Genomic DNA, 22,763 nt, shown 5'->3' with positions numbered 1-22,763 from the left:
ACCCACAGCAGGCGCGTAGCTCAGTTGGTTAGAGCACCACCTTGACATGGTGGGGGTCGCTGGTTCGAGTCCAGTCGCGCCTACCAAACAAAATCCGCTCCTGCTGGCGGTCTAGAAGGGTCAACCGAAAGGTTGGCCCTTTTTTGTTGTTGGCGTTTGGAAAAACTTTGGAAATATTTTGGAAAAACGAACCAGCGGTATCAGTATTTCAAGTCTGCTCCGACGGTCTGGTATTCGATAGTCTTCTCGGTGTGTCCCTCCTGATAATGCCGCGTCATCTTCGCATCCGAATGCCCTAGACGTGCCTGGACGTATTCCTCAGGAAACTCTTGCTGCTCGTAAAGCCATGAGCCCAAAGCGCGAACTTCGTGGAAAGTGGGTCGCTCAGCCGGCCCAATGTGATCGTAAGCATGCGCGGCGTCTCTTGCCTTGGTGAACTCCTTGGTCAGATAGTCAGGCGTGACTGATGACCAATGCTCCTTGGCTTCCACTTGTTCGCGCCGCCGGGACTTCGTTTTGTAATGGATGAGAAATGGAGAGACGATAGGAGATCGTAGGCACTCCAGTACAACCTCCCTCAACGACTGCCCCATTACAATTTCAAGGTGTATCGGGTTTTCGTAACCTTGGGTTTTACCGGGGGATATACGTGGCTCACGCGGGTGCGCTGCTTGTACGCAAGCTCGCTTGGCTCGTCTTTGTCGATCCAGACACCAGCGAATATCGATGGGGCAATTTCTACCAGGCGCTTGCTGAGCTTCTTCTCGATGCGGGCCTTCATCACTGCAATCCCGAGTAGATGCGCCATGCCATTCAGGCGAGGGCGATCACGGTGTCACTACCCAAGCAGCACGTCCTCGGCATCATTGAAGCTTTGGATCGCCTTAGCCTTAGCCTCAACGCCAGCCTCGCTCAATGGAGAATCCTTCGACTCTCTCCAATCCTGATTCGATCAAGCGCCCGGTTTAATGCGTCCAAGGCGTCGAGGAGAGCTTTCGCCTCAGCCTCTCGACCATCTCCCCAAAGGCGTTCCGCCATTTTGTTCAGGGCCTGGATAGAGCGCTCAATTTCAGCAGCAGTCGCTGCAACTTTACTTTCCGGTTGTTTCTTCGGCATTCAGTAACCCTTCTGCAGGGTATTGCTTTGTCTTTCAATTTTTAGTGCGAATACGTCGCCCACCAAAATGCTTGGGCTAGGATCGCGAGCTATTCAGCCTTCCCCCGCACAATCCTTCCCGCCTTCACCTCATCCGCAAGCGCCGCCAGCCGATCTGCTTCCTCATATAGCTTCGCAATTAGCTTTAGCGCAGCGACAACATCGGCATCCCCGCAGCTCTTGGTAATTTCGAGTACTTCAGACGCTGCCTGCTCCAGGCTCAGCGCTGCGTCTTTGAGTTCGCGATTCAGCTCTTGCGTTGGTCTGTTGAGTCCCATTTCGACCTCCTACAAATCCCCAGCGCGCCAACTACTCAGCCTTGCCCTGATCCTCGCTGCCCTTTTCGGCGGCATCAGCAAGAGCCCTCAGTTGGGAGGAGGTGTAAAGAAGTTGGTTTATCAGGTCTGTTGATTCTGTATCAATTAACCCTTCAGCTTTCCTTAGCTCGCTCAAGCCTTTTGCAGAAAACTCGAACTCTTCCGCGAGCCTAGAAAGCTCGGAAATCATGTGTGCTCTGGCAATCTCGGTGCTCACAACCACGCTCCTGATTTTACAAATCGCCACACCGCTCGCGCTTATTTGAACAGGGCGCGCTGCCATTGGTGTTCGCCGATGATAGCTATAGGGGAGCCGGCTTGGCGTAGCTCTGCAGCTTTCATGATTTTCACCCCATAATTACTGTGACGCCACTGCTCATTCCCGATACTTCCGACAACCAGAGAGTGGATTTTCTTGCTAACGCCACCTCCAATAATTCCGCCGCGCTCCTCTACCAGTGTCTGACAGTCTTTTCGTGGACCGTAGGCGCGGCGTTCAGGGAACGACCTAGATACCCATGCAGCATCTCACTACGAACCCTATACCGTTATAGGTGCTCCATTTCTTGGCTGCTCAACTGATCTGATATGTGCAGTTATTATTGCATTCAAATGGATATTTATTTTCTCTTGGTTTAATCCGAATGGATATTGATCAGTGATGTCATTGCGCCATTATAATGGCGCCATTGTTATATCCAAGGGAATGGCGTTGATGAATCTGGGCATGCGATTAAAACTCGAGCGTGAAGCGTGTAGCCTGACCCAGAGCGCCGTTGCTGCCATTGGTGGCATACAACCCAATGCGCAATTACTCTATGAAAGCGGAATGAGGTGTCCGAGGGCTGACTACCTGAGCCGATTGTCTACTACGGCTATCGATGTGCTGTTCGTCGTGACGGGCAAACGAACGCCGTATGCTGTTGCTGAACTTTCTGCTGATGAATATGCACTTATTAAGTTTTTACGGACTGCGGACTTTTCCGATAAACACGCCGTAGAACATATTATAAATAGATTAGCCGTGACCTTGCGAAATAAGAGTCATGACTAATTTTAAGTTTCACATGTTCCTGGTGTTATTGGCTGGGTCGTTCCTGGCTGTGCTGTGGGCTATGGCCAATTTCCTTTAGAAACCCTCAGAACTGACTTCAAGGTCAGCGATGGGGCTCATTGATGGCTTTATGCGTTGGTGACACGGATTCAGAGGCCCCGTACAGCATATCGGGCGTGGGCATCATGTTACCGGCGCTTTGGAGCTGGGTCATGCGCTTACAATAACCTTTTCCGAGTGCCTATAAAAAATAGGGGTTGTGTTCGGTCGGTAGGACGCCGGTGAGGGGCTACTACTGTATGAAAATACAACGCTAAGCTATTGATTCTTATAGCGTGTATTTGGGCTTTTTGGCCAGTTGATACAATGGATATTTTATTTTATATTCAATGGGTTAGGTGTGGCTAGAAGTCACCTTGACATGGTGGGGTCGCTGGTTCGAGTCCAGTCGTACCTACCAAACAAAATCCGCTCCTGCTGGCGGTCTAGAAGGGTCAACCGAAAGGTTGGCCCTTTTTTGTTGTTTGCGATTTGCAAAACTGTTGCAAAGCCCCGCCTCAAAATGCCAATCCGCGCCCACATAATCAATCACCTTGTCGGTATGGTCTTCCTGAACTCCTTCGTCAGGTAGTTCGGTGTAACGGACGTCCAATGAGGGGAGGCAGTAGGGGGCGCGCACTCGCTCACTGTCCACTTCCTGCAAGTCTAGGCCCATCTTTATGCGCAGGTGTGCCGGATTTCCGTACCCCTCTGCATCTTCCCAGTCGGCACCGAAGCCGCCGCACAGTTGCCGTGACAAATGTCGATCGTTGGGTGCTGGTTTGCTGGCATGAGTGATCCTCGGTGGTCGGTACCTGCAGCGTAAATTTTAAGGGAATGTCCCGCCGTGTTGGTAAGTGGTGTGTGGATAAGAGGAAGGAGCGGTAAGTGGTTATGACCGATTGTCACTTTAAGCATTGAACGATGCGTTGCTATTTGTATGGTATGCAAAAGGGTGGTTGAATGCTGCTTTTGGCACCCAAACGAATTGTTTTGTTCGGGGGGTTGTAAGGTGGTTCTGTAAGCCACTAAGGGAGCTGATATGACAATCCGATCAGAAAGCGTTTACGCGCAAACGCTTGTGGCAATATTCGGTGCGGCGTTTGAGCTCGGATTTGACCCATATGCCTTGGCTCTGCAAGCCAAACTCGATGTGGACACTTACGACAAGTGGGAGCCTTTAAGGCGCACTGAGAGCGTTCAGCAGGTTATCGACGAGTCCTTATTGGCGGCCAAGCTCCTTCGCAGTAGTTGAAGCAATGAAGGCCCATCCTGTAGGGGGCACGTGTTCTCTGTTTGAATTCGACGACCCAGCCCCGATTTTTATTGTTTACATTCCATGGAGTAATTTCCGGGCACAACTGCGTGATACATCGCGATCTGGGCTAGGCATTCTTCAAGCGTGGGCCATTGACTGAGCGGCTTGGTTTCGCAACCTTGGGCTGTGCAGTAGTGGATATACAAGGTAAACAGGACGGCTACCATAGTCGACCTCCAGGAACGCTGAGTAAGCGAGCAGCTTGGCGATCAGGTGCCAAAAAGGTTAATTGTGCCGCCACCTACTGCTATTCCTGGCGCAGAGCCGACTGTATTGCTGCGATGATCCGGCACATATAACGGTAGTCAGGGTTTGATACCTCTGCACGACCTTTCGCAACCGTCCCGGTGTACAGATCAGTCAAAGCTATAGCCATATCGAAGATAGCCGCGTGTCCGGGGTTTGCATAGGACGTGCCTGGGCATATTCCTCTGGAAACTCTTTTTGCTCGTAAAACCATGAGTCGAATGCGCGACCTTCGCCGAAGGTGGGCCGCATCATGGGTGCGGGGCTGCATGGGGGTGAATTACTGGCGGATACGAATTTGATCGCAATGGCTTTCAACGATGACGGCACTGTGACGCTGAAGTGGATATAGCGACCGAAGATAACGAGGTGGTCGAGAAGAAGGCGGTTTATCCGCCTGATGACGCTCGCCATCTTGTGGTCCCGAGCACTGCGTAGCAGGTCCCTGAGACGGTCGCGCAAGCGATGCAGGCTCATCCTCGCCACCCTTAGCCTCGGCGGTTGATGCCAGCTCATCCCGTCGCCTCGGGACGCTCGGTAGTACAGTGGCAAACGTTCAGATATCCCAAGGTAATTTGCCTCGGGCTTCCTTCCGGTTCGCAATCGCCCGCGACACCCTTGCCTTTGGCTAACACTTCCCTTTGCCGGGTGTGTAGAGGACTTTCATCTCCAAGTCACCCGCGTGGTCACCACAGCCAAACTGGTTACGCTTGCGCGCAACGTGTCATGCCTGACGCACCCACAAAAAAGCCCGCGCTGGGCGGGCTCTCTATTTCACACATGGGTACTGATCCTTCAGTAGGATCAGTGTGCGCAGCGGGGTGACGCGAAATCAATGTCGAGGCGACGAAGGGGGGGCTAGTACAGACGGCCCGATCAATGGCGGGCCATCTAATCGTTTCGGAGTAGGTGAGGGTGATTCGTTGCGTACAGATAGCTCGAAAGCTACATTCAGTCATGAGCGAATTTTGGCGCAGTGGCCGCGGCCAGTAGAATGGGAAACTTTACAGTCCTGCGGTGGAAACTGATGCGAAGAGAAATAGGTTACTGGGATCGAGAGGGACGTGAGCTGTTTTACTACTTGGAATTCAGGGCAGAAACCGCAGAGTTCTTTATCACCTGCGAGCATACGCCTCTTGGTGGTGAGGGAAGCGTCAGGTCCATACCGCTAAGTGAGGCTCGCGGTGAGCGTTACTACGATGACGCGTTGCTGATTATCAAAGAGGAGCTTTTCAGGGATTATACAGTCTGAACATGCATCCAGATGCTCAACTATATTTCTGCGGCCATAGGTACCCGGGAGGCCTATGGATCATCCGGTGGAAGTGGAAGTCTCTCGGTTAACCCGACTGGCACCTACCCGGATTGCAGCCGCCAGAAGCCTTTGCGGGATACTGGGACGGACAGCAAAACGGGTTCGCGCTATTGGAGCAGCTTACCGGCGATAATCCTGGTCTCCACCATCGCGATCACGCCCGCGGTCATGGTCATATCCCCGATCATCGCCACGGTCATTACCACGTTCGTGATCATGACCGCGGTCATGATCACGACCACGTCCTCCTCCATCCTCCCAGTACGGCCAGCAGCCTCCTAGCAGAAGGGAGCCCGAAATCACCAAGATAAATATAGCTGTTCGTTTCATTTTATCGTCCGATAAAGCAAGGACAGAACCCCTGCGAAGAGTTGTCGCTGCCAGTGACTTTTAGTCATGGGGCGATCAACAAGTAATACGACCATTAAATAGATCAATGATTCACTGTGTGACACTGTCAGCCTGGAGGCTGCGCCCATCGCTTGTACCTGCGTCAGACAAGCTATGCATGTAATGCTGAGGTTTGCGCTAACCTCCTATGAATGTTTGCTTCGGCTTCAAAAGGAGGTCACATGAATGGCATTGGTTTGCGACTAAAAGAAGAACGAAAAAGACTCGGGCTTTCTCAAGCCGGCCTGGGCGCCGCTGGCGGAATTGAAGCCAATGCGCAAGGTGCGTACGAAAGAGGCAAGCGCTTCCCGAACGCGACCTATCTCTCCTTGATCGCAGCCGTGGGCGTAGACATATTGTTCGTGGTGACCGGCGTCAGGAAAGCCAGGTCGATCGACAGCATCACTGCGTTGGATGCCAAGGTTCTGGAAGAGTTGGACGGTTTGCCAGAAGACGTCCAGAACGACATCAAGCGTTTGATTAGCACGCTTTTTGACTCCGATGAGAAAGAGACGAAAGGTAACGCCGAATCCTCCTGATCCATTCTGTTTACATCACCACCTGCCCTGTCCGCTCTATCATAGCGTCAGGCTTTTATTTTTGGTTGCCATCCCGAAAGCCTCACAGTCATTGGAGCCACATAGGTGAAAAATCAAGCCCAATGCAGTTGAACCATCAAGAGAGCATCACCGAGTAGCGGACTACCGGGAGGCCCCCTTAACGCAGGTGGCCACATCAAGCTTGGCTTATAGTGCCAGAGCATACGGATCAAATCCGAGCTCAAACGCCGCACCGAACACCACACGTCATCACTGCAGGGTATTCACTTACAATACGTGCAGCCGGTGCCGCCAGACGAGAATTCTCCATGCCCGATAATCAGCGCCCCATCCTTTGCATTTACCACGGTCACTGTGCAGACGGTTTTGGCGCCGCCTGGGTTGTCCGTAAAGCCTTGGGCGCCGACATCGAGTTTCATGCTGGCATTTACGGCAAGCCGGTGCCGGACGTTGCGGGCAAGCATGTCGTGATTGTGGATTTTTCGTACCCTGCCGAGGTATTGATAGCGATGGGCGAAGCTGCGGCTTCTGTTTTGATCCTGGATCATCACAAGACGGCACAGGACGATCTCAAGTCCCTACCGTTTGCTGGCAACACCTATGCGCAGTTCCAAACGGATTGCCGGAGCAAATGCATCAGCTCAGGTTCCCCCCACATAGGCGCACTGTTTGATATGAACCGCTCGGGCGCAGGCATTGCCTGGGACTTCTTTTTTCCAGAAACACCTCGCCCCGCGCTAATCAATCACATCGAGGATCGGGACTTGTGGCTGTTCAAGCTGGACGGCACCCGCGAGATACAGGCCAGCGTCTTCAGTTACCCCTATGACTTCGACGTCTGGGACAGGCTGATCGAGTCTGATCTAGCCATGCTTCGATCAGACGGCATCGCTATCGAGCGTAAGCTGCAAAAGGATGTCGCGGAATTGGTTGGCGTGACCAAGCGCCGGATGGTGATCGGCGGCCATGACGTGCCGGTGGCAAACCTCCCGTATACGCTGACCAGCGATGCAGGGCACCTGATGTGTGCGGGCGAGCCTTTCGCCGCCTGCTACTGGGACACCCCGGACGGCCGATTCTTCAGCCTGCGTAGCTCAGACGCAGGCGAGGATGTCTCGGTAATCGCTCAGCATTACGGTGGCGGTGGCCACCGTAATGCTGCTGGCTTCAGCGTTCCGTTCGGCCATCCGCTCACACGTTAATCCCCATGTGCAACAGCATCGCTGACATGAACGAATTCACTTTTTGTGCTTCTCAAGAGTGAGCATGACCCTTACTCGGTGTGCAGTCTGCGCACCTCTTGTCGATCTCTTTTTTTAAGCAACTTTGGCGCGACTTTATTTCTGTACCATGCAGAGGTTCAGACAAATATTATTAAGTGTATAAAATGGCTCAATAAGGTTCAGAAGTGTTTATATGTGTATGTGAGAGCGCAACTATCATGGCTCACGAGTAGGACTGCATAGAGGGGCGCGCGGTTTAAGCAGGGGCGAACAATGTACGAACCTGAAGATCCGATTAAAGCGCAGAGGCTGATTGAAATCGCCAGAGCCGCAGATACGGACTGTGAACTGTTCCTGCAGCAAGAATCCTCGATGGATACACGATGCAAGCAGGTAGAGCTCAAGCTTCTTCAGCGGAGGGCAAGCCTGGCAAATTCCAATGTCACCAGCTTCTGCATAAACCAGCGCAAGCGACATCCGATTTGAGCCTCCAGTTGAGTCGTCGGGTATGCAGTCAATTGTCAGGTTGGAGCGTAGACCCCGGCGACATGCTGGGGTCGATCAATGGGCGCTGAATGTCTGGAATATCGAGCCTGAAAACGATGGGCGCTCGTAAGTGAGGCAAACGGGCTCCAACCCCGGAGAGGCCCGTGCGGCGGGATTATTTGTTTTTGGTTTTAACCTCGGCCACAAGACACTCAAGGGCGAACTGCTCTGTATAGGTCATCTGAATAGGGCTGGTTACCCCTTTGACGGTTCGTGAGCCATCAAGGATGTAGCGTATGCGCCTGTCGGTGACGCCGATGCGTTTTGCGATCCATGCAGGTGTCTGCCCGATGCGTGTGACCAGTTTGTCGGCATATTCGGTGGATGGATTGTAGAGTTCTGCGTTGGGGATCATTTGACGTCCAGATGAAAAAATTAGGCTGCGATGCGTTCGCGGTTGTGCAATAGATTGCGCGAATCATCGAAGGGTGTCGCGACATAATTTTCTTTTCGGCTTACTCACGGTACCGAGGTCTCAAAAAAAATTCGCATCATGCAGCTGATGGCCACACAAGCCTATAATTGATCCGGAATCAGGCGGGCTGGTTCCACTGTTACAGGCTTATGTTTCATTAAACGGCAACACCGTATTATCAGGATTAGTCAGTGCCTCCACTCATCAATGCTTTGCCCGCTGAAGAATTAAAACGCATACCTATGCTGAAATGCGCGGTGGTATTCATCATCGTGGTCTGTTCATCCATCATCGGTTTGTCTTTGCTTCAACTGCAGCAGTCCAAGGTCCACGAGCTGGCGCAAGCTGAGATATCTTCTTCAAACCTTGCGCGCTCGATGGCGCAGGAGGCGGAGGACACCTTTGACGAAGCCGATATTGTACTGGCCGGATTGGTAGGATGGCTGCAAGCTGACGGTTATGGCCCCGGTCAAATAGACCGTTTGCATGAGGTTTTTGTCGATCGTGTGAGTGCGATTGAACAGCTGCATGGACTATTCTTTTTTGATAAGCATGGTCAATGGGTCGTGACTTCGTTTACTGGCATCCCTGCTGAGATGAACAGCTCTGATCGAGACTATTTCATCTATCATCAAAATAATGATGATCCAAACCCGCGGATCGGCCATGCGATCCGCAGTCGAGCGACGGGCGAGTGGGTTGTTACTATCTCCCGTCGGGTGAATGACCGAGAAGGTCATTTTAACGGTGTGGTGTTGGCGGCCATCAAGATGTCTTATTTCGATAAGTTCTTTGAAGGTTTTGATATCAACAAAAACGGTGCGATGTTTATTGCGCTAACCGATGGGACGCTCTTGGCCAGACGTCCGTTCAACGACGCGTTGATCGGGACGTCTGTCGCGCAAGGGGATATATTTAAAAACTATCTGCCACGGTCCAGTTCCGGCACCGCAATGATAACGTCAGTGGTTGACCAGACCGTAAGGCTCTGTGGATACCAACAGTTGAAAACCTATCCGCTGGTAGTGGTAGCCGCCATCTCTAGAGATTCTATCCTTAACGAATGGCAAAAAAATGTGTACAAATCTGCCGCGATCATTGGGGCCGTGCTCATTATCAATTGCCTGTTCGGGGTGTTATTCATACAGCAGTTGCGGAACGGTCAGCGTGTCGAAACCGATTTACGCAGCGCGAAAGACGATTTGCAGATTATGGCAACGCACGACGGTCTGACAGGTCTTGCGAACCGTAGGCTTTTTCAGGAAACCTTAAACGCTGAGTTTAAGCGAGGCGCACGGACGACCCTCCCAATGAGCCTTATCATGTTAGATATCGATTATTTTAAAAGCTTCAATGATGCCTATGGTCACGTTGCTGGCGATCACTGCATTGCCGCAGTAGCACGTGTTGTCCGTGAGTCTTTGCAGCGGGAAGCAGACCTTGCTGTGCGCTATGGGGGCGAGGAAATCGCGGTGCTTCTGCCTGATACGGATGAGAAGGGCGCATTTGTCATCGCGGAAAAAATCAGACTGGGGGTTATGAGTGAACATATTATTCATCAACGTAACCCGCTCGGTAACCTCACCATAAGCCTTGGATGCTATACCTGCTTTCCAGGCGTCGATGGGAATATTGAGCAGTTTATTGAGCGTGCTGATTCAGCGCTTTATTCTGCTAAAGAATCGGGGCGCAATGTGTCAGTGTCTTTTGGCGAAGCGACGACCGTGGGTTCGTTCTATAGCGAGGTGCATATGAACACTGATCAAAAAAAACAAAGAGGCGATCACTCTCCTGATTCCGGATCGGGAATGCCTGATCCGGACAACAGCCTCCCTGTCGAAGACGAAACTCCTCCTTCGCAAGACTGGAAGCATCCCGATGACGGGAAAAGCTTGTCAGAACAGGACGAAGAGTTTCCGCTTAAGCCCTGACCGGTCATTCTGAGCGTTGAGGAATTGCCTGGCGAAGAGGGCATTTTGATCGACGAAGGGGAGGGCGCGGCGTGAGCAGGTTCAAACACTTTGAAAGAAACACGCAGGGCCGTGACTTCGTCGTGGGTGATATCCATGGGCATTTCACTCGGTTGCAAGCCGCGTTAGAAGCAGTTGGTTTCGCTCCGGAGGTCGATCGCTTGTTTAGCGTGGGAGACGTGGTTGATCGTGGCCCTGAAAGTGAACGGGTTCTCGATTGGCTGGCCCAGCCTTGGTTTTTTGCGGTGCAGGGCAATCATGAAGCGTTGGCTATCAAGCATGTGCAGCACAGCGATCTTGATTATCCGATGTATCGGGCAAGCGGGGGCGCCTGGTTTCTCAGGCTTGCCCCTAGCGAGCAGCAGAAGTTCGTCGCATATTTTAAGCAGATGCCCATCGCTATTGAAGTCGATACCCCGTCAGGGTTGATAGGCATGGTGCATGCCGACTGTCCGACACCTACCTGGGCATTGCTTCGTGGCGCGCTTTTGGGGCATCTGCCGGATTCGGGGCGTCTCGAGGAATACTGCCAATGGTCACGTGAGCGCCTTCGCCTCAGAGATTCCAGTGGAATACCCGATGTGCGCGCCCTGTTTGTCGGTCATTCTCCCTTGAGCCGACCCGAACTGTTGGGCAACGTTTTCCACATTGATACGGGTGGCTGGCGTTTTAATGGCAGCGGTTATTTCACGCTGGTGAATCTGGCTACACTCGAAATTATTTCGCCGCGGCCCACGAAACCCGACGAAGACTTGGTCATGCGCTGACGAGTGAGCCTCCGTGTAGTCGCTTCAAAACGCCAGCGGCCCCGATAACACCTCTGAAAATTGATTATTGCCAGGCCTGAATTGTTCAGACCATGGAATTAGAATCTCCATTGGTCGGGCTGTTTTGATGGGGGTATTCGGGGGCTGACCGCACGCCGCTACCGAAGCGTCCAGCGATTGCCCTGTGTTCTGATGGAGGAAGGCGGCCGACTGCCAGGTAGCTGCATGCCGTGCTCGCCTGATTATTCAACGTCGCAAGTAAAGTGAGCGTATCGTTATGAGTGACATTCCTCTTTAGGTAAACCCAAATGAATCATCTTGGTTCGCGGTTGAAGGAAGAGCGAAAGACTCTAGGGCTTTCTCAGCAGGAATTTGCTGCAATTGGCGGTGTAGAGGCCAATGCACAAGGCAAGTATGAAAGTGGCGAGCGTACCCCGCGCTCGGACTATTTGGCGGCGCTGGGTGTCAAGGGTGTCGATGTGCTCTATCTCCTCTCCGGGTGCCGAACACCGTTGCGCATCGACAGTCTCAGTGATGCGGAACGAAATGTAATCATTCACTACCGCACACTGACCGACCTGGACCAGGATGCGATCAGCCAGTTGGCGCTGTCGCTATCGGAATGCCTGACTGAATAGCAGTGTCTCACTGTGTTGCTACATCCTGTTTCATCTGCAACGCGTCCTCTACCGCTCCTCGCTCTTGATCGTTGATATATGAATCGTATATGATTCATATATTATTTTCCTGAGGTGATCCTGTGGGCCTGGTAAAAATTTCGGAACACATGCATGCCAATGCTCGGACCGCGAGCGCAGCGTTAAGCCGCTCTATCAACGCTCAAGCTGAGCATTGGATGAAGATCGGCATGATGGCTGAACTGCATCCTGCACTCAATTACAGCGACATCTGCCAATTGCTCATTCGTGCCGAAAATGCTGGTGGCACGGTCCTGTCGGTAACCCCGTTCGGTCTCTCTCCGTCGATGGAAAATTTGCAGGAGGCGTTGTAATGAGTGCGGCTGTCAGCATTAAGACTGAAGATGATCTGGTCAGGCTTCGGGTTGCCGGAAGGTTGGCTGCAGATGTGCTCGCGATGATTGGCAGTCATGTCAAAGCGGGTGTCAGCACTGAAGCGCTGGATAAGATTTGTCACGCGTATATCGTTGATGAGTTAAAGGTTATTCCAGCGAACATCGGCTATCACGGCTTTACCAAATCCACCTGTATCTCGCCGAACACTGTGGTATGCCACGGAATCCCATCGGCGTCGGATATTCTCAAAGATGGGGATATCGTTAATATTGATGTGGCTGTGATCAAGGACGGTTGGTTTGGTGATACCAGTCGGATGTATTTCGTGGGAGACGTCAGCCCGACCGCGAAGCGCTTGGTGCATACCACTTATGAGGCAACCCTTGCCGGGATTCACGCTGTCCGACCGGGAGCGACCTTGGGCGATATCGGTCATGCCATTCAGACGGTAGCGCACCGCGAGGGCTTCAGTGTTGTGCGCGAATACTGCGGACACGGCATTGGTCGTAACTACCATGAAGAACCGCAGGTGCTGCATTACGGTAGCTCACGGCAAGGGCTCAAGCTCAAGGTGGGCATGGTGTTTACCATTGAGCCGATGATTAATGTCGGCAAGCCTGGGACCAAGGTGCTGCCCGATGGCTGGACCGTACTCACCCGCGATCAATCCCTCTCCGCTCAATGGGAGCATATGGTTGCTGTCACTGAGACCGGTTTTGAACTGCTGACACCATGGCCCGAGGGCACCGGTGAATATGCGCCTGTTTGACCGTCCTGCGGCTCCACGCACATGGGCAGACCAATAAAGTCACAGTTGTCGGGATGACGAGTATTAGACACCCGCTGTAACCCGCTTCCCGTTCCCCTGATGCGATGCAGTTCTGACCGGCTCATAGATGATCAGAGCCGCATCGTGCAGGGAGGACACCAAGTCTACGTGGCTCGCCGCCATTGAACTTCGGTTACACCAAGACCTTCAGCCTGGCGGAGTGCCAGCCGAACGGGTCCTGCCGCTACATTGTCGTTGACGCTTCCTACCCCCGCATGCAGCGTAGCGAAGTGCAATGCATCGCTTTCGCACAGGTGCAGGGCCTCATGAAAAAAATGCCGACACTGCCCCTTGAAATGATAATTAATCTCGAACGCTTTCAACTGATCCATATCGCCCCTCCGCTCGTTAGACGTATCACGTCTCTGAAAATATGCACGTTCCCTTGTACCCGTAGGGCATCCACGCAGAAGGCGTAATGCACTACTTTTCATTTCTACGTCGATGTAGGCATGCAAACAATTTCAAGCGGCTACGGCGCGGATGCCATTGCTTGGTGAAGTGTGTATCCCCGATATCGGGCTCAGGATTGCCGTACTTTAGTGGGGATTAACCCCGCAAAAATAATTACACCGTTTTGCACTACTTTGTATCTATTAGAATGCCTATCCGATCAGTGGCACTCTGCCTGCGCAAAGCTGAAACGGTTGAGTGGCTTATGGCTCTTGGTGATTCTGAGGGGAAGTCGGACGGTGAAGTCAGCATCTGGTGTTACAGTGCCGTCTACATTCAAATGAGGAAGTACACATGTCACTGCTTGATGATGAACAAGACATTTGGGATATGTTTGCGGCCTCTGCCTTGACCGGGTTGATCAGTCGTGGTGCCATCGAACCGCTTGATGCTGCCGAGCTGGCCGCTGATTACGCCTCGGAGTTGATGATCCAGCGTTCTCTGCGCATTCAGGCGGAAGAGGATGCGGCTGAGGCGCCATAAAATCTGGTCCAGCCGCGAAAAAAGCTCGACACTTTCACACGTGCCGGGCTTTTTTGCTGTTATGTGCAGGCTTTCAGGTTAACGGGGCCAACGAAGGCATTGCCTCGACCCATCACACATGCCACGCGTTGATTGCGCTGAGTTTCCCACGTGTCGACGGGATAAGTCTTGTTCCAGGCCTCATAGAGTCGGCGATCCTGTTTGGACAAGGGCAGGCTGTACTGCTTGCTCATATAAAAATACGTTCTGGCGATCATTCCGCGAATTGACGGACGTGGCATCACTTTCTTTGCTTTGAAATCCACCTGCGTCAGACAAGAACCGTACTGCCCCGCCTGAACCGGAAGCCAGCCAAAGCTGAAGTTATTTCGGTCACCGTTCACTTCACCAATACTGGGCACCAGATTATGCAGATCAGCCTCGGCACGTTGGTAAACAGGGTCGTTTTTTGTACAGTTTCCCCGGCCGCCGTTTTGCCAACATTGACGTAAATGGCCAATTTGCCAGGCAGGTACAATGTGCTCCCATTCGATCCGCTTGGCGCGGTTGGCATTTTTGCGCGGAACATAACCGCAAGCGGCGAGATTGACCTGATTACCGCTGTATTTACAGCCGCAATAGAACTCTGTCGACTGCGGGGCATACAGGCCCGAGGCGATCTTTTTTGCTTCACTGAAGGTGCGAGGTGCGTCGGCATGCGCGGCGATGCAGAAACTTAGGGTCAGCAGGGCAATTATTCGAACAATCATGCCGTTAATCTTCCTTCGGCACGGTCCAGAATATCTGCACGCCACCGTCATCGCGGTAGGCGAGGGTGACGTTGTCGTTCTCCGCTATTTCTTCAAGTAACTGATTCCACTCGTCTTCTACCTCGTCGGTCAATCGGTATATCAGTGCTGCCCGGGCCTTTTGCGCGGTTGGTGAGTTGATCACTTTCTGAACCCGGATGCCGAGTCGTTCGTAGGAGCTGGGGGCTGAAGGTGCTGCTGCAGAATTCTTTGCCACGGAGGAGATCCTTGGTTGGCTGTATGCGCATACAGTATTTCAACGTGAGGATTTTCGCAACTGCCTGTCGAGTCTCTGCCTCGATGTGCAGGAGTAAAGCGCGCTAAGGTCTGACAACAAGATGGAGTGGCACTTGCCCGCTCTACGCAGTGCAGCGCGCAGAGCGGGCAAGTGCAGGAATGATCAATACTCCCAGAAAATCCGTTGCAGCTCTTTGCTGTCGTTGGTCTTGGTCAGCGCGACCATTGCAAGAATGCGGGCTTTTTGAGGGTTCAGATCGTGGGCGACGACCCAATCGTATTTGTCATCAGGTTGTTCCGCATTGCGCAGTACGAAACCGCCAGCGTTAACGTGGGATGAACGGATGATCTGGATCCCGTCTTTGCGCAAGGCCTGCAGGGTGGGCACTACGTTGGACGATACCGAGCCGTTGCCAGTGCCTGCGTGGATGATCGCTTTTGCGCCTGCCTGAGCCAGTGCCTTGTAAGCAGTGTCCGAGACATTTCCATAGGAGTAGGCAATATCGACTTTAGGCAGCGTGCTGATTTGCTTGATGTCGAATTCCGAATCCATGGTGTGACGCTTGGCGGGCAAGCGGAACCAGTAGGACTTGCCTTCGACCACCATGCCTAGCGGACCCCATGCGCTTTTAAAGGCTTCGGTCTTGATATTGATCATTTTGCTGACGTCGCGACCCGACTGAATCTCGTCGTTCATGGTCACCAGAACACCCTTGCCTCGTGCCTCTTTGCTGCCCGCAACGGCAACCGCGTTGTACAGGTTCAACATGCCATCCGCAGACATCGCTGTCCCTGGACGCATGGAGCCTACGACAACGATGGGCTTGTCGGTCTTCTCTACCAGATTGAGAAAATAGGCCGTTTCTTCCAGGGTATCGGTGCCGTGGGTGATCACGATGCCGTCCACATCTTTGCTGTCGGCCAGTTCGGCGACACGTCTACCCAGTTGCAGCAGGTTTTCGTTGGTGATGCTTTCCGAGGCGATTTGCATGACTTGTTCGCCGCGCACATTGGCCAGTGCGCTCAGCTCCGGCACACCCGCAATCAACTGATCAATACCGACCTTGGCCGCCTGGTAAGTCGCGCTGTTGGCAGCGCTCGCGCCAGCGCCAGCGATGGTGCCGCCAGTGGCAAGAATGACGACGTTAGCGAGCTTTTGTTGTTGTTCTGCTTCTTTGGCTGAAACGCCTGTCGGCAACAGCAGCATCAGCGCAAGGGCGCTCGGTACAAAGCTATGGAATATAGTTTTCAATTTTTATTTCTCTTGTTATGGGAGTGCTTGATTCATGAGCCTTGCGAACCTGTTGCAGGTTCACCTGACCCGGGCCGCACTAGACAAGAGCATGATCTATACCAACAGAATTGATCATTATGTATTGATCTAAGATACTGATTTATAACTATTTATTTTTAGAGGTGGGTGTGTTGGTATTCGGCTTTCCGAACATTGGAGACTTCGCTGTTCGGCTATCCGAAAGCAGAATGGAGGAATAGCGCTCCGCAACTTTATTATCCCGTATGGCGGCGCGCCGTGGCGGTTGACAAAAATGGCCGCCGTTCTCATAGTCCGGCAAAGCAAACGTTTGCGTGCGCGCAATCGATGCAAAAATAATCATAAGATCGGAGTGAACTCATGAAGCTGCCATTCGCTGCACGTCTTCTCGCTGTCGCTATGCTCACCGCAGCCTCTGCCATCCTGCCGCTTTCTGCTGCGCATGCTCAAACCACGGAAAAGCCCAAAGTCGCGCTGGTGATGAAGTCGTTGGCCAATGAGTTCTTCCTGACCATGGAAGACGGCGCCAAGGCCTACCAGAAAGAGCATTCGGCTGATTTTGATCTCATCTCCAATGGCATCAAAAATGAGTCGGACACCAGTGCCCAGATCGCTATCGTCGACCAGATGATCGTGCAGAAAGTCAATGCGCTGGTCATTGCTCCTGCGGACTCCAAGGCGCTGGTGACGGTGATCAAGAGGGCTAGGGATGCCGGTATTATCGTGGTTAACATTGATAACCAACTGGATGTCGATGTGCTGAAAAGCAAAGGCATCAGCGTGCCGTTCGTAGGCCCGGACAACCACAAAGGTGCACGTCTGGTGGGTGACTACCTGGCCAAGCAGTTAGCAGCTGGCGATGAAGTCGGCATTATCGAAGGCGTTTCGACCACCACTAATGCCCAGCAACGCACAGCGGGTTTCAAGGATGCCATGGATGCCGCGCAGATGAATATTGTCTCCACGCAATCGGGTAACTGGGAAATCGATAAAGGCAACGCCGTAGCTTCGGCCATGCTCAACGAGTACCCGAATCTCAAGGCATTGCTGGCCGGTAACGACAGCATGGCGCTGGGCGCGGTCTCGGCGATTCGGGCGGCAGGTAAGGCAGGTAAAGTAAAAGTGGTTGGTTACGACAACATCAACGCCATCAAGCCCATGCTGCAGGACGGCCGCATATTGGCCACTGCCGATCAGTTCGCGGCCAGACAGGCGGTGTTCGGTATCCAGACTGCGCTGAAAATGCTCAAGGGTGAAACTGTCGAGGGCGCCGCCAATGGCGTGATCGAAACGCCAGTTGAACTGATCACCAAGAAGTAGTTTCCCGCATGCAGCGTTCGCTCATCGTGGCGGGCGCGTGGAGAGTGTTATGTCTGTGTCTGCTCAGGCGGCTGTTCTATCTGTCAGCGGCGTCGGTAAAACCTACGCCCAACCGGTTCTCAGCGACATCGACCTGACGCTTCTGCGCGGGGAAGTGCTGGCCCTGACGGGCGAAAATGGCGCCGGTAAAAGTACCCTGTCGAAGATTATCGGCGGGCTGGTCTCGCCCACAACCGGGCAGATGCAATTTCAGGGACAGGCCTACGAACCCGGCAGTCGAACCCAGGCGGAAAAGCTGGGTATTCGCATGGTCATGCAGGAGTTGAATCTGCTGCCCACGTTGTCCGTGGCGGAAAATCTATTCTTGGACAACCTGCCGAGTCGCGCGGGCTGGATCAATCGCAAGCAACTGCGCGCTGATGCTATTCAGGCCATGGCTCAGGTCGGGCTGGATGCTATCGACCCAGACACGCTGGTCGGCGAGTTGGGGATTGGGCATCAACAGATGATCGAGATTGCCCGTAACCTGATCGGTGACTGCCATGTCCTGATTCTCGACGAACCCACCGCGATGTTGACGTCTCGAGAAGTCGAGATGCTGTTCGAGCAGATCACTCGCCTGCAAGCCCGCGGGGTGTCGATCATTTATATCTCTCATCGGCTGGAAGAACTGGCCCAGGTTGCACAGCGTATTGCCGTGCTGCGTGACGGCCGGTTGGTGTGTATCGAACCGATGGCTGACTACAGCAGCGAGCAACTGGTCACGCTGATGGTCGGGCGTGAACTGGGTGAGCAGATCGACCTCGGTCCACGTCAGATTGGCGACGTTGCCCTGGCGGTTAAAGGCCTGGGTCGCGCGGGCAAGGTGCGTGATGTCTCTTTCGAGGTGCGTAGCGGCGAGATTTTCGGTATTTCCGGATTGATCGGCGCCGGGCGCACCGAGCTTCTGCGCCTGATCTACGGTGCTGACATCGCCGACACGGGCGGTATCGAGATTGGCAGTCCCCTGCAGTCGGTGACCATCCATTCGCCAGTCGATGCCGTCAAGCAGGGTATTGCGCTGATTACCGAGGATCGCAAGGGCGAAGGTCTGCTACTGACCCAATCGATCAGCGCCAATATCGCGCTGGGCAATATGCCGGCAATTTCCAAAGCCGGCGTGGTCAATCGTCATGATGAACTGCGTCTGGCCCAGCGTCAGGTCGATGCCATGCGCATTCGCAGCGCCAGTCCGATGCAATGTGTCTCCGAGTTGTCTGGTGGCAATCAGCAAAAAGTCGTCATCGGTCGCTGGCTTGAGCGTGACTGCACAGTGATGCTGTTCGATGAGCCGACCCGAGGCATTGATGTTGGCGCCAAATTCGATATCTATGCGTTGCTGGGAGAGTTGACACGCCAGGGCAGGGCGCTGGTCGTCGTGTCGAGTGATCTGCGTGAGTTGATGCTGATCTGTGATCGTATCGGGGTGCTATCGGCCGGGCGTTTGATCGATACCTTCGAACGCGACACTTGGACCCAGGATGAATTGCTTGCCGCCGCGTTTGCCGGCTACCCAAAACGTGATACGCGGCTCACTGAAGTCGCTCCCAGGAATAACTGATGAAAACTTCAGCCGCACCCCAAACATTGCCTTCGTCGGGCAAGCGCAGCAGTCATTATTTCGGACTCGGCACCTACCTGGGACTGGCCGGTGCGTTATTCGCAATGATTGCGTTGTTTTCCGTGCTCAGTGATCACTTCCTGTCTTATGAGACTTTCAGCACCCTGGCCAACCAGATACCGGACTTGATGGTGCTGGCGGTGGGCATGACTTTCATCCTGATCATCGGCGGCATCGACTTGTCGGTGGGATCTGTTCTGGCACTTGCAGCTTCTGCAGTCAGTGTGGCAATCCTCGGCTGGGGCTGGGGCGTCGTGCCAGCAGCCTTGCTGGGCATGACCTGCGCGGCCGTCGCGGGCACCATCACCGGTTCGATCACGGTGGCTTGGCGCATTCCATCGTTTATCGTTTCCCTCGGCGTGCTGGAAATGGCCCGTGGTGTGGCCTACCAGATGACGGGGTCGCGAACCGCTTATATCGGTGATGCATTCGCGTGGCTATCGAACCCGGTCGCTTTCGGGATCTCTCCGTCCTTCATCATTGCGCTGCTGATCATCTTCATCGCCCAAGCCGTGCTGACCCGCACCGTGTTCGGCCGTTACCTGATCGGTATTGGCACTAATGAAGAAGCGGTTCGTCTGGCCGGCATCAATCCAAAACCCTACAAGATTATGGTGTTTTCGCTGATGGGGCTGCTGGCCGGGGTCGCAGCGTTGTTCCAGATCTCGCGTCTGGAAGCCGCAGACCCTAACGCTGGCTCCGGTCTGGAATTGCAGGTGATCGCGGCGGTCGTTATTGGGGGCACCAGCCTGATGGGTGGGCGCGGCTCCGTGATCAGTACGTTCTTCGGGGTCCTGATTATCTCGGTACTTGCTGCTGGATTGGCACAGATCGGAGCGACCGAACCGACCAAACGCATCATCACGGGCGCGGTAATCGTTGTCGCCGTGGTGCTTGATACTTATCGCAGCAATCGCGCACGTCGGAAGGCTTGATATGTCCACGATCAAAGATGTAGCCGCGCTGGCAGGAATTTCCTACACGACGGTGTCCCATGTGCTGAACAAGTCGCGCCCGGTCAGCGACGACGTCCGCCGGAAGGTCGAGGCGGCGATCATTCAACTCGACTATGTGCCGAGTGCCGTGGCTCGATCCCTTAAAGCCAGGGCGACGTCGACCATCGGCCTGCTGATTCCTAACGGTATCAACCCGTACTTTGCCGAGTTGGCGCGGGGGATTGAGGACTACTGCGAGCGCAACGGGTTTTGCGTGATCTTGTGCAACTCCGATGACAACCCGGAAAAACAACGCAGTTACCTGCGCGTGCTCCTGGAAAAACGTGTCGATGGTTTGATTGTCTCGTCGGTGGGTGGCGATCCAGGATTGGCGGCTGGATTAGCCGCCGTGCGTACGCCGATGGTTATTGTCGACCGAGATCTGGAAGGCATTGTTGCCGATCTGGTGCGCATCGATCATGAGCTGGGCGCGTACCTGGCGACCTGCCACTTGCTTGAGCTCGGTCATCGGCATATTGCCTGCATTTGTGGGCCAGCGGAAACGAGCGTCGCCCAGATGCGCCTGGCGGGTTACCGTCGCGCCATGCATGAAGCTCAGGTGCCTGTACCGAACGAGTGGGTGGTGGAAAGCGACTTCACCAGTCCCGCTGGTTATCAGGCTGCAGTGGGACTCCTGACGCAAAATTCGCCGACCGCGATATTTGCGGGTAACGACATGATTGGCATCGGCGTTTTGCGCGCTGCCGCCGAGCGCAACATTCGCGTCCCCTGTGATTTGTCGGTTATTGGGTTCGACGATATTCAGATGAGTCGCTACGTGTATCCAGCGCTGACCACTGTTGGGCAGTCGATCCTGAAATTGGGTGAAATGGCCGCCGAGATATTGTTGCGGCGTATCGCTGCGCCCGCTGCCACGGCTGTCGAGCATCGGATCGTGAAGCCCGACATTGTCCTTCGCGAGTCCACGGCACCCCCAGCCAATATCTTCAACGCCTTTCGCTGAAACAGATTAAAGAGTGCTGACGCATGCAAGCAAAAGTAGTGGTAGTGGGCAGCTTGAATATGGACCTGGTCACCCGTGCCGAGCGCCTGCCTCGTGCTGGGGAAACATTAGCGGGTGACTCGTTCGCGATTGTGCCGGGAGGCAAGGGCGCCAATCAAGCCGTAGCCGCTGCGCGCCTGGGGGCGAGTGTCGCCATGATAGGTTGCGTTGGCGATGACGCCTATGGCGAGCAACTGCGTGCAGGCCTGTTGGTCGAGCGCATCGATTGTCAGGCCGTAACCACGGTGACCGATGTTTCAAGTGGTGTTGCGCTGATCGTGGTAGATGCCAGCAGTCAGAACGCCATTGTCATCGTGGCCGGGGGCAATGGTCGGCTTTCGCCGGATATCGTTGCAGCATTTGATGCGAAGCTGGCTGAAGCCGATGTGATCATCTGTCAGCTTGAAGTGCCGATGGATACGGTGGCCTATGCCCTCAAACGCGGCCGTGAGTTGGGTAAAATCGTCATCCTTAACCCTGCGCCGGCCAGCGCGCCGTTGCCTGCTGACTGGTATTCGCTGATCGATTATCTGATTCCCAACGAAAGCGAGGCGGCTGCGTTGAGCGGTTTACCGGTTGATTCGCTGGCATCGGCAGAAGCTGCCGCGACCCGGCTTCTGGCAGCTGGCGCCACAAAAGTCATCATTACGCTGGGCGCCCAAGGCTCACTGTTCGCCGACGGTCAGCACGTCGAGCATTTTCCTGCACCCAGAGTTCAAGCGGTGGATACCACCGCCGCTGGCGACACCTTTGTGGGTGGGTTTGCTGCGGCATTGGCGCAAGGAAAAAGCGAGGTCGAAGCGATTCGGTTTGGTCAGATTGCAGGGGCGTTATCGGTCACTCGTGCCGGTGCTCAGCCCTCTATTCCTACTCTTAATGACGTGCAGGGCTTCCATCAGTCATGAAAAAAACACCTTTGCTAAACATCGCCTTGTCGCGGTTGATTGCCTCCCTCGGCCATGGTGACATTGTCATGATCGTCGACGCCGGAATGCCGGTGCCGCCGGGTGTCGAGCTTATTGATCTTGCACTCACACAAGGAACCCCGGACTTTGTCAGCGTGTTGCGCGTCGTGCTGACGGAAATGCAGGTCGAGAGACATGTACTGGCTGAGGAAATGCTGCTCAAACAGCCACCGGCATTGGTGGTCATTGAAGGTTTGAGTTTGCAGGGCGAACTGGGCCAGCAGTGCCTTGTCAGCCATGACGAACTGAAGAACCTGAGTCGCAAGGCCCGGGCCATCGTCCGTACGGGCGAATGTCGGCCCTACACCAACATTGCTTTGGTCGCTGGCGTGACGTTCTAAGTGCATCACTTTCGGAACCGGAAGTTTCCTGTGCGCTGCGATGCCATTACCTGCACCTGCTTCGGAG

At 54.0% G+C, this 22,763-nt stretch carries 28 protein-coding genes, 2 tRNA genes and 2 pseudogenes; 18 read left to right on the top strand and 14 right to left on the bottom strand.

Translation table 11 applies throughout. The features are described 5' to 3' along the window. Window positions 1-9 precede the first annotated feature (9 nt). A tRNA-Val gene (locus ACVBEG_RS15395) sits at window positions 10-86 on the top strand. A gap of 114 nt (window positions 87-200) precedes the next feature. Here ACVBEG_RS15395 and ACVBEG_RS15390 read toward each other — a convergent pair. The 6 genes and pseudogenes from ACVBEG_RS15390 to ACVBEG_RS15365 all read right to left on the bottom strand — a co-directional run. Beyond that, on the bottom strand, window positions 201-491 hold the full coding sequence (locus tag ACVBEG_RS15390; RefSeq protein WP_322178655.1) for a tyrosine-type recombinase/integrase: 291 nt from the start codon (window positions 489-491) through the stop codon (window positions 201-203). A gap of 101 nt (window positions 492-592) precedes the next feature. Continuing rightward, window positions 593-781 carry a hypothetical protein gene (locus tag ACVBEG_RS15385; RefSeq protein WP_322178656.1) on the bottom strand — a complete coding sequence of 63 codons (189 nt, stop codon included), beginning with the start codon at window positions 779-781 and terminating at the stop codon, window positions 593-595. Between the two features lie 131 nt (window positions 782-912). Further along, window positions 913-1,116, bottom strand: a complete 204-nt coding sequence (locus ACVBEG_RS15380; RefSeq protein ID WP_219062023.1) for a hypothetical protein — start codon at window positions 1,114-1,116, stop codon at window positions 913-915. Between the two features lie 89 nt (window positions 1,117-1,205). After that, window positions 1,206-1,433 carry a hypothetical protein gene (locus ACVBEG_RS15375; protein WP_219062022.1) on the bottom strand — a complete coding sequence of 76 codons (228 nt, stop codon included), beginning with the start codon at window positions 1,431-1,433 and terminating at the stop codon, window positions 1,206-1,208. A gap of 31 nt (window positions 1,434-1,464) precedes the next feature. Beyond that, entirely contained in the window at window positions 1,465-1,689 is a 225-nt protein-coding gene (locus ACVBEG_RS15370) for a hypothetical protein (RefSeq protein WP_322178658.1), read from the bottom strand. Between the two features lie 41 nt (window positions 1,690-1,730). Further along, window positions 1,731-1,961 (bottom strand): annotated as a pseudogene (locus ACVBEG_RS15365) (BRCT domain-containing protein); the annotation flags it as partial. A gap of 169 nt (window positions 1,962-2,130) precedes the next feature. Here ACVBEG_RS15365 and ACVBEG_RS15360 point away from each other — a divergent pair. Then, a complete protein-coding gene (locus ACVBEG_RS15360; protein ID WP_447107990.1) occupies window positions 2,131-2,526 on the top strand; it encodes a helix-turn-helix domain-containing protein in 396 nt (131 codons plus the stop codon). Window positions 2,527-2,917: 391 nt separating this feature from the next. Next, window positions 2,918-2,986, top strand: a tRNA-Ser gene (locus ACVBEG_RS15355). Here the strand turns inward: ACVBEG_RS15355 and ACVBEG_RS15350 are convergent. The 3 genes and pseudogenes from ACVBEG_RS15350 to ACVBEG_RS15340 all read right to left on the bottom strand — a co-directional run bounded on the left by ACVBEG_RS15350 (window position 2,981) and on the right by ACVBEG_RS15340 (window position 5,686). Beyond that, window positions 2,981-3,325: a hypothetical protein gene (locus ACVBEG_RS15350; RefSeq protein ID WP_322178660.1), complete on the bottom strand. Its 345-nt coding sequence runs from the start codon at window positions 3,323-3,325 to the stop codon at window positions 2,981-2,983. The two genes, ACVBEG_RS15355 and ACVBEG_RS15350, sit on opposite strands and share 6 nt — an antisense overlap. A gap of 1,182 nt (window positions 3,326-4,507) precedes the next feature. After that, window positions 4,508-4,654, bottom strand: a pseudogene (locus tag ACVBEG_RS15345) (group II intron reverse transcriptase/maturase); the annotation flags it as partial. An 897-nt stretch (window positions 4,655-5,551) separates the two neighbouring features. Continuing rightward, window positions 5,552-5,686: a hypothetical protein gene (locus ACVBEG_RS15340; protein WP_322178661.1), complete on the bottom strand. Its 135-nt coding sequence runs from the start codon at window positions 5,684-5,686 to the stop codon at window positions 5,552-5,554. A 330-nt stretch (window positions 5,687-6,016) separates the two neighbouring features. Here ACVBEG_RS15340 and ACVBEG_RS15335 point away from each other — a divergent pair, with 330 nt between their 5' ends. From ACVBEG_RS15335 to ACVBEG_RS15325, 3 genes are all read left to right on the top strand, one after another. Then, on the top strand, window positions 6,017-6,373 hold the full coding sequence (locus ACVBEG_RS15335) for a helix-turn-helix domain-containing protein (protein ID WP_322178662.1): 357 nt from the start codon (window positions 6,017-6,019) through the stop codon (window positions 6,371-6,373). Between the two features lie 329 nt (window positions 6,374-6,702). Further along, window positions 6,703-7,596 carry a phosphohydrolase gene (locus ACVBEG_RS15330; protein ID WP_322178663.1) on the top strand — a complete coding sequence of 298 codons (894 nt, stop codon included), beginning with the start codon at window positions 6,703-6,705 and terminating at the stop codon, window positions 7,594-7,596. A 294-nt stretch (window positions 7,597-7,890) separates the two neighbouring features. Beyond that, window positions 7,891-8,103 carry a hypothetical protein gene (locus tag ACVBEG_RS15325; protein ID WP_322178664.1) on the top strand — a complete coding sequence of 71 codons (213 nt, stop codon included), beginning with the start codon at window positions 7,891-7,893 and terminating at the stop codon, window positions 8,101-8,103. Window positions 8,104-8,278: 175 nt separating this feature from the next. Here the strand turns inward: ACVBEG_RS15325 and ACVBEG_RS15320 are convergent, their stop codons facing one another. Further along, window positions 8,279-8,518, bottom strand: coding sequence for a hypothetical protein (locus ACVBEG_RS15320; RefSeq protein ID WP_322178665.1), 240 nt, complete (start codon window positions 8,516-8,518; stop codon window positions 8,279-8,281). Between the two features lie 302 nt (window positions 8,519-8,820). Between ACVBEG_RS15320 and ACVBEG_RS15315 the strand changes: the two genes are divergently transcribed. The 5 genes from ACVBEG_RS15315 (at window position 8,821) to map (ending at window position 13,118) form a co-directional block, all read left to right on the top strand. After that, window positions 8,821-10,509 (top strand): sensor domain-containing diguanylate cyclase, encoded by a 1,689-nt coding sequence (locus ACVBEG_RS15315; RefSeq protein WP_322183097.1) that lies wholly within the window; start codon window positions 8,821-8,823, stop codon window positions 10,507-10,509. A 71-nt stretch (window positions 10,510-10,580) separates the two neighbouring features. Further along, window positions 10,581-11,315, top strand: a complete 735-nt coding sequence (locus tag ACVBEG_RS15310) for a metallophosphoesterase (protein ID WP_322216901.1) — start codon at window positions 10,581-10,583, stop codon at window positions 11,313-11,315. 308 nt (window positions 11,316-11,623) lie between these two features. Beyond that, a complete protein-coding gene (locus ACVBEG_RS15305; protein ID WP_322216899.1) occupies window positions 11,624-11,953 on the top strand; it encodes a helix-turn-helix domain-containing protein in 330 nt (109 codons plus the stop codon). A 122-nt stretch (window positions 11,954-12,075) separates the two neighbouring features. Beyond that, complete coding sequence (locus tag ACVBEG_RS15300) at window positions 12,076-12,327, top strand: ParD-like family protein (protein WP_322178668.1); 252 nt, start codon at window positions 12,076-12,078, stop codon at window positions 12,325-12,327. After that, the gene (gene map, locus ACVBEG_RS15295; protein WP_322216896.1) at window positions 12,327-13,118 is read left to right on the top strand and encodes a type I methionyl aminopeptidase; all 792 of its coding nucleotides are present in this window, start codon (window positions 12,327-12,329) and stop codon (window positions 13,116-13,118) included. Before ACVBEG_RS15300 ends, map begins: the two co-directional genes overlap by 1 nt. Before the next feature lie 164 nt (window positions 13,119-13,282). On the opposite strand, the gene ACVBEG_RS15290 is transcribed toward map, so the two are convergent. Beyond that, window positions 13,283-13,510, bottom strand: coding sequence for a DUF6555 family protein (locus tag ACVBEG_RS15290; RefSeq protein WP_322178670.1), 228 nt, complete (start codon window positions 13,508-13,510; stop codon window positions 13,283-13,285). Window positions 13,511-13,925: 415 nt separating this feature from the next. Here ACVBEG_RS15290 and ACVBEG_RS15285 point away from each other — a divergent pair, with 415 nt between their 5' ends. Next, on the top strand, window positions 13,926-14,114 hold the full coding sequence (locus ACVBEG_RS15285; protein WP_219062004.1) for a hypothetical protein: 189 nt from the start codon (window positions 13,926-13,928) through the stop codon (window positions 14,112-14,114). A gap of 59 nt (window positions 14,115-14,173) precedes the next feature. Here ACVBEG_RS15285 and ACVBEG_RS15280 read toward each other — a convergent pair whose 3' ends face one another. From ACVBEG_RS15280 to ACVBEG_RS15270, 3 genes are all read right to left on the bottom strand, one after another. Further along, window positions 14,174-14,863 (bottom strand): endonuclease, encoded by a 690-nt coding sequence (locus ACVBEG_RS15280; protein WP_447107989.1) that lies wholly within the window; start codon window positions 14,861-14,863, stop codon window positions 14,174-14,176. A 4-nt stretch (window positions 14,864-14,867) separates the two neighbouring features. Continuing rightward, complete coding sequence (locus ACVBEG_RS15275; protein ID WP_322178672.1) at window positions 14,868-15,119, bottom strand: DUF1654 domain-containing protein; 252 nt, start codon at window positions 15,117-15,119, stop codon at window positions 14,868-14,870. Window positions 15,120-15,302: 183 nt separating this feature from the next. Further along, entirely contained in the window at window positions 15,303-16,346 is a 1,044-nt protein-coding gene (locus ACVBEG_RS15270) for an asparaginase (protein WP_447108467.1), read from the bottom strand. Between the two features lie 426 nt (window positions 16,347-16,772). On the opposite strand from ACVBEG_RS15270, the gene ACVBEG_RS15265 reads away from it, so the two are divergent. From ACVBEG_RS15265 to rbsD, 6 genes are read left to right on the top strand one after another with little or no spacing between them, the layout of a single operon-like run. Further along, the gene (locus ACVBEG_RS15265) at window positions 16,773-17,732 is read left to right on the top strand and encodes a sugar ABC transporter substrate-binding protein (RefSeq protein ID WP_322178674.1); all 960 of its coding nucleotides are present in this window, start codon (window positions 16,773-16,775) and stop codon (window positions 17,730-17,732) included. A 49-nt stretch (window positions 17,733-17,781) separates the two neighbouring features. Further along, the gene (locus ACVBEG_RS15260) at window positions 17,782-19,332 is read left to right on the top strand and encodes a sugar ABC transporter ATP-binding protein (protein WP_447107988.1); all 1,551 of its coding nucleotides are present in this window, start codon (window positions 17,782-17,784) and stop codon (window positions 19,330-19,332) included. Then, on the top strand, window positions 19,332-20,327 hold the full coding sequence (locus ACVBEG_RS15255; RefSeq protein ID WP_322178676.1) for an ABC transporter permease: 996 nt from the start codon (window positions 19,332-19,334) through the stop codon (window positions 20,325-20,327). The genes ACVBEG_RS15260 and ACVBEG_RS15255 overlap by 1 nt, the downstream gene beginning before the upstream one ends. A gap of 1 nt (window position 20,328) precedes the next feature. Continuing rightward, on the top strand, window positions 20,329-21,351 hold the full coding sequence (locus ACVBEG_RS15250) for a LacI family DNA-binding transcriptional regulator (protein ID WP_322178677.1): 1,023 nt from the start codon (window positions 20,329-20,331) through the stop codon (window positions 21,349-21,351). 23 nt (window positions 21,352-21,374) lie between these two features. Further along, complete coding sequence (rbsK, locus tag ACVBEG_RS15245) at window positions 21,375-22,295, top strand: ribokinase (protein ID WP_447107987.1); 921 nt, start codon at window positions 21,375-21,377, stop codon at window positions 22,293-22,295. Then, the gene (gene rbsD, locus ACVBEG_RS15240; RefSeq protein WP_447107986.1) at window positions 22,292-22,696 is read left to right on the top strand and encodes a D-ribose pyranase; all 405 of its coding nucleotides are present in this window, start codon (window positions 22,292-22,294) and stop codon (window positions 22,694-22,696) included. Before rbsK ends, rbsD begins: the two co-directional genes overlap by 4 nt. Window positions 22,697-22,763 lie beyond the last annotated feature (67 nt).

The sequence above is a fragment of the Pseudomonas sp. GG8 genome (assembly GCF_052976945.1).
This window is presented reverse-complemented; position numbering and strand designations above follow the sequence as displayed.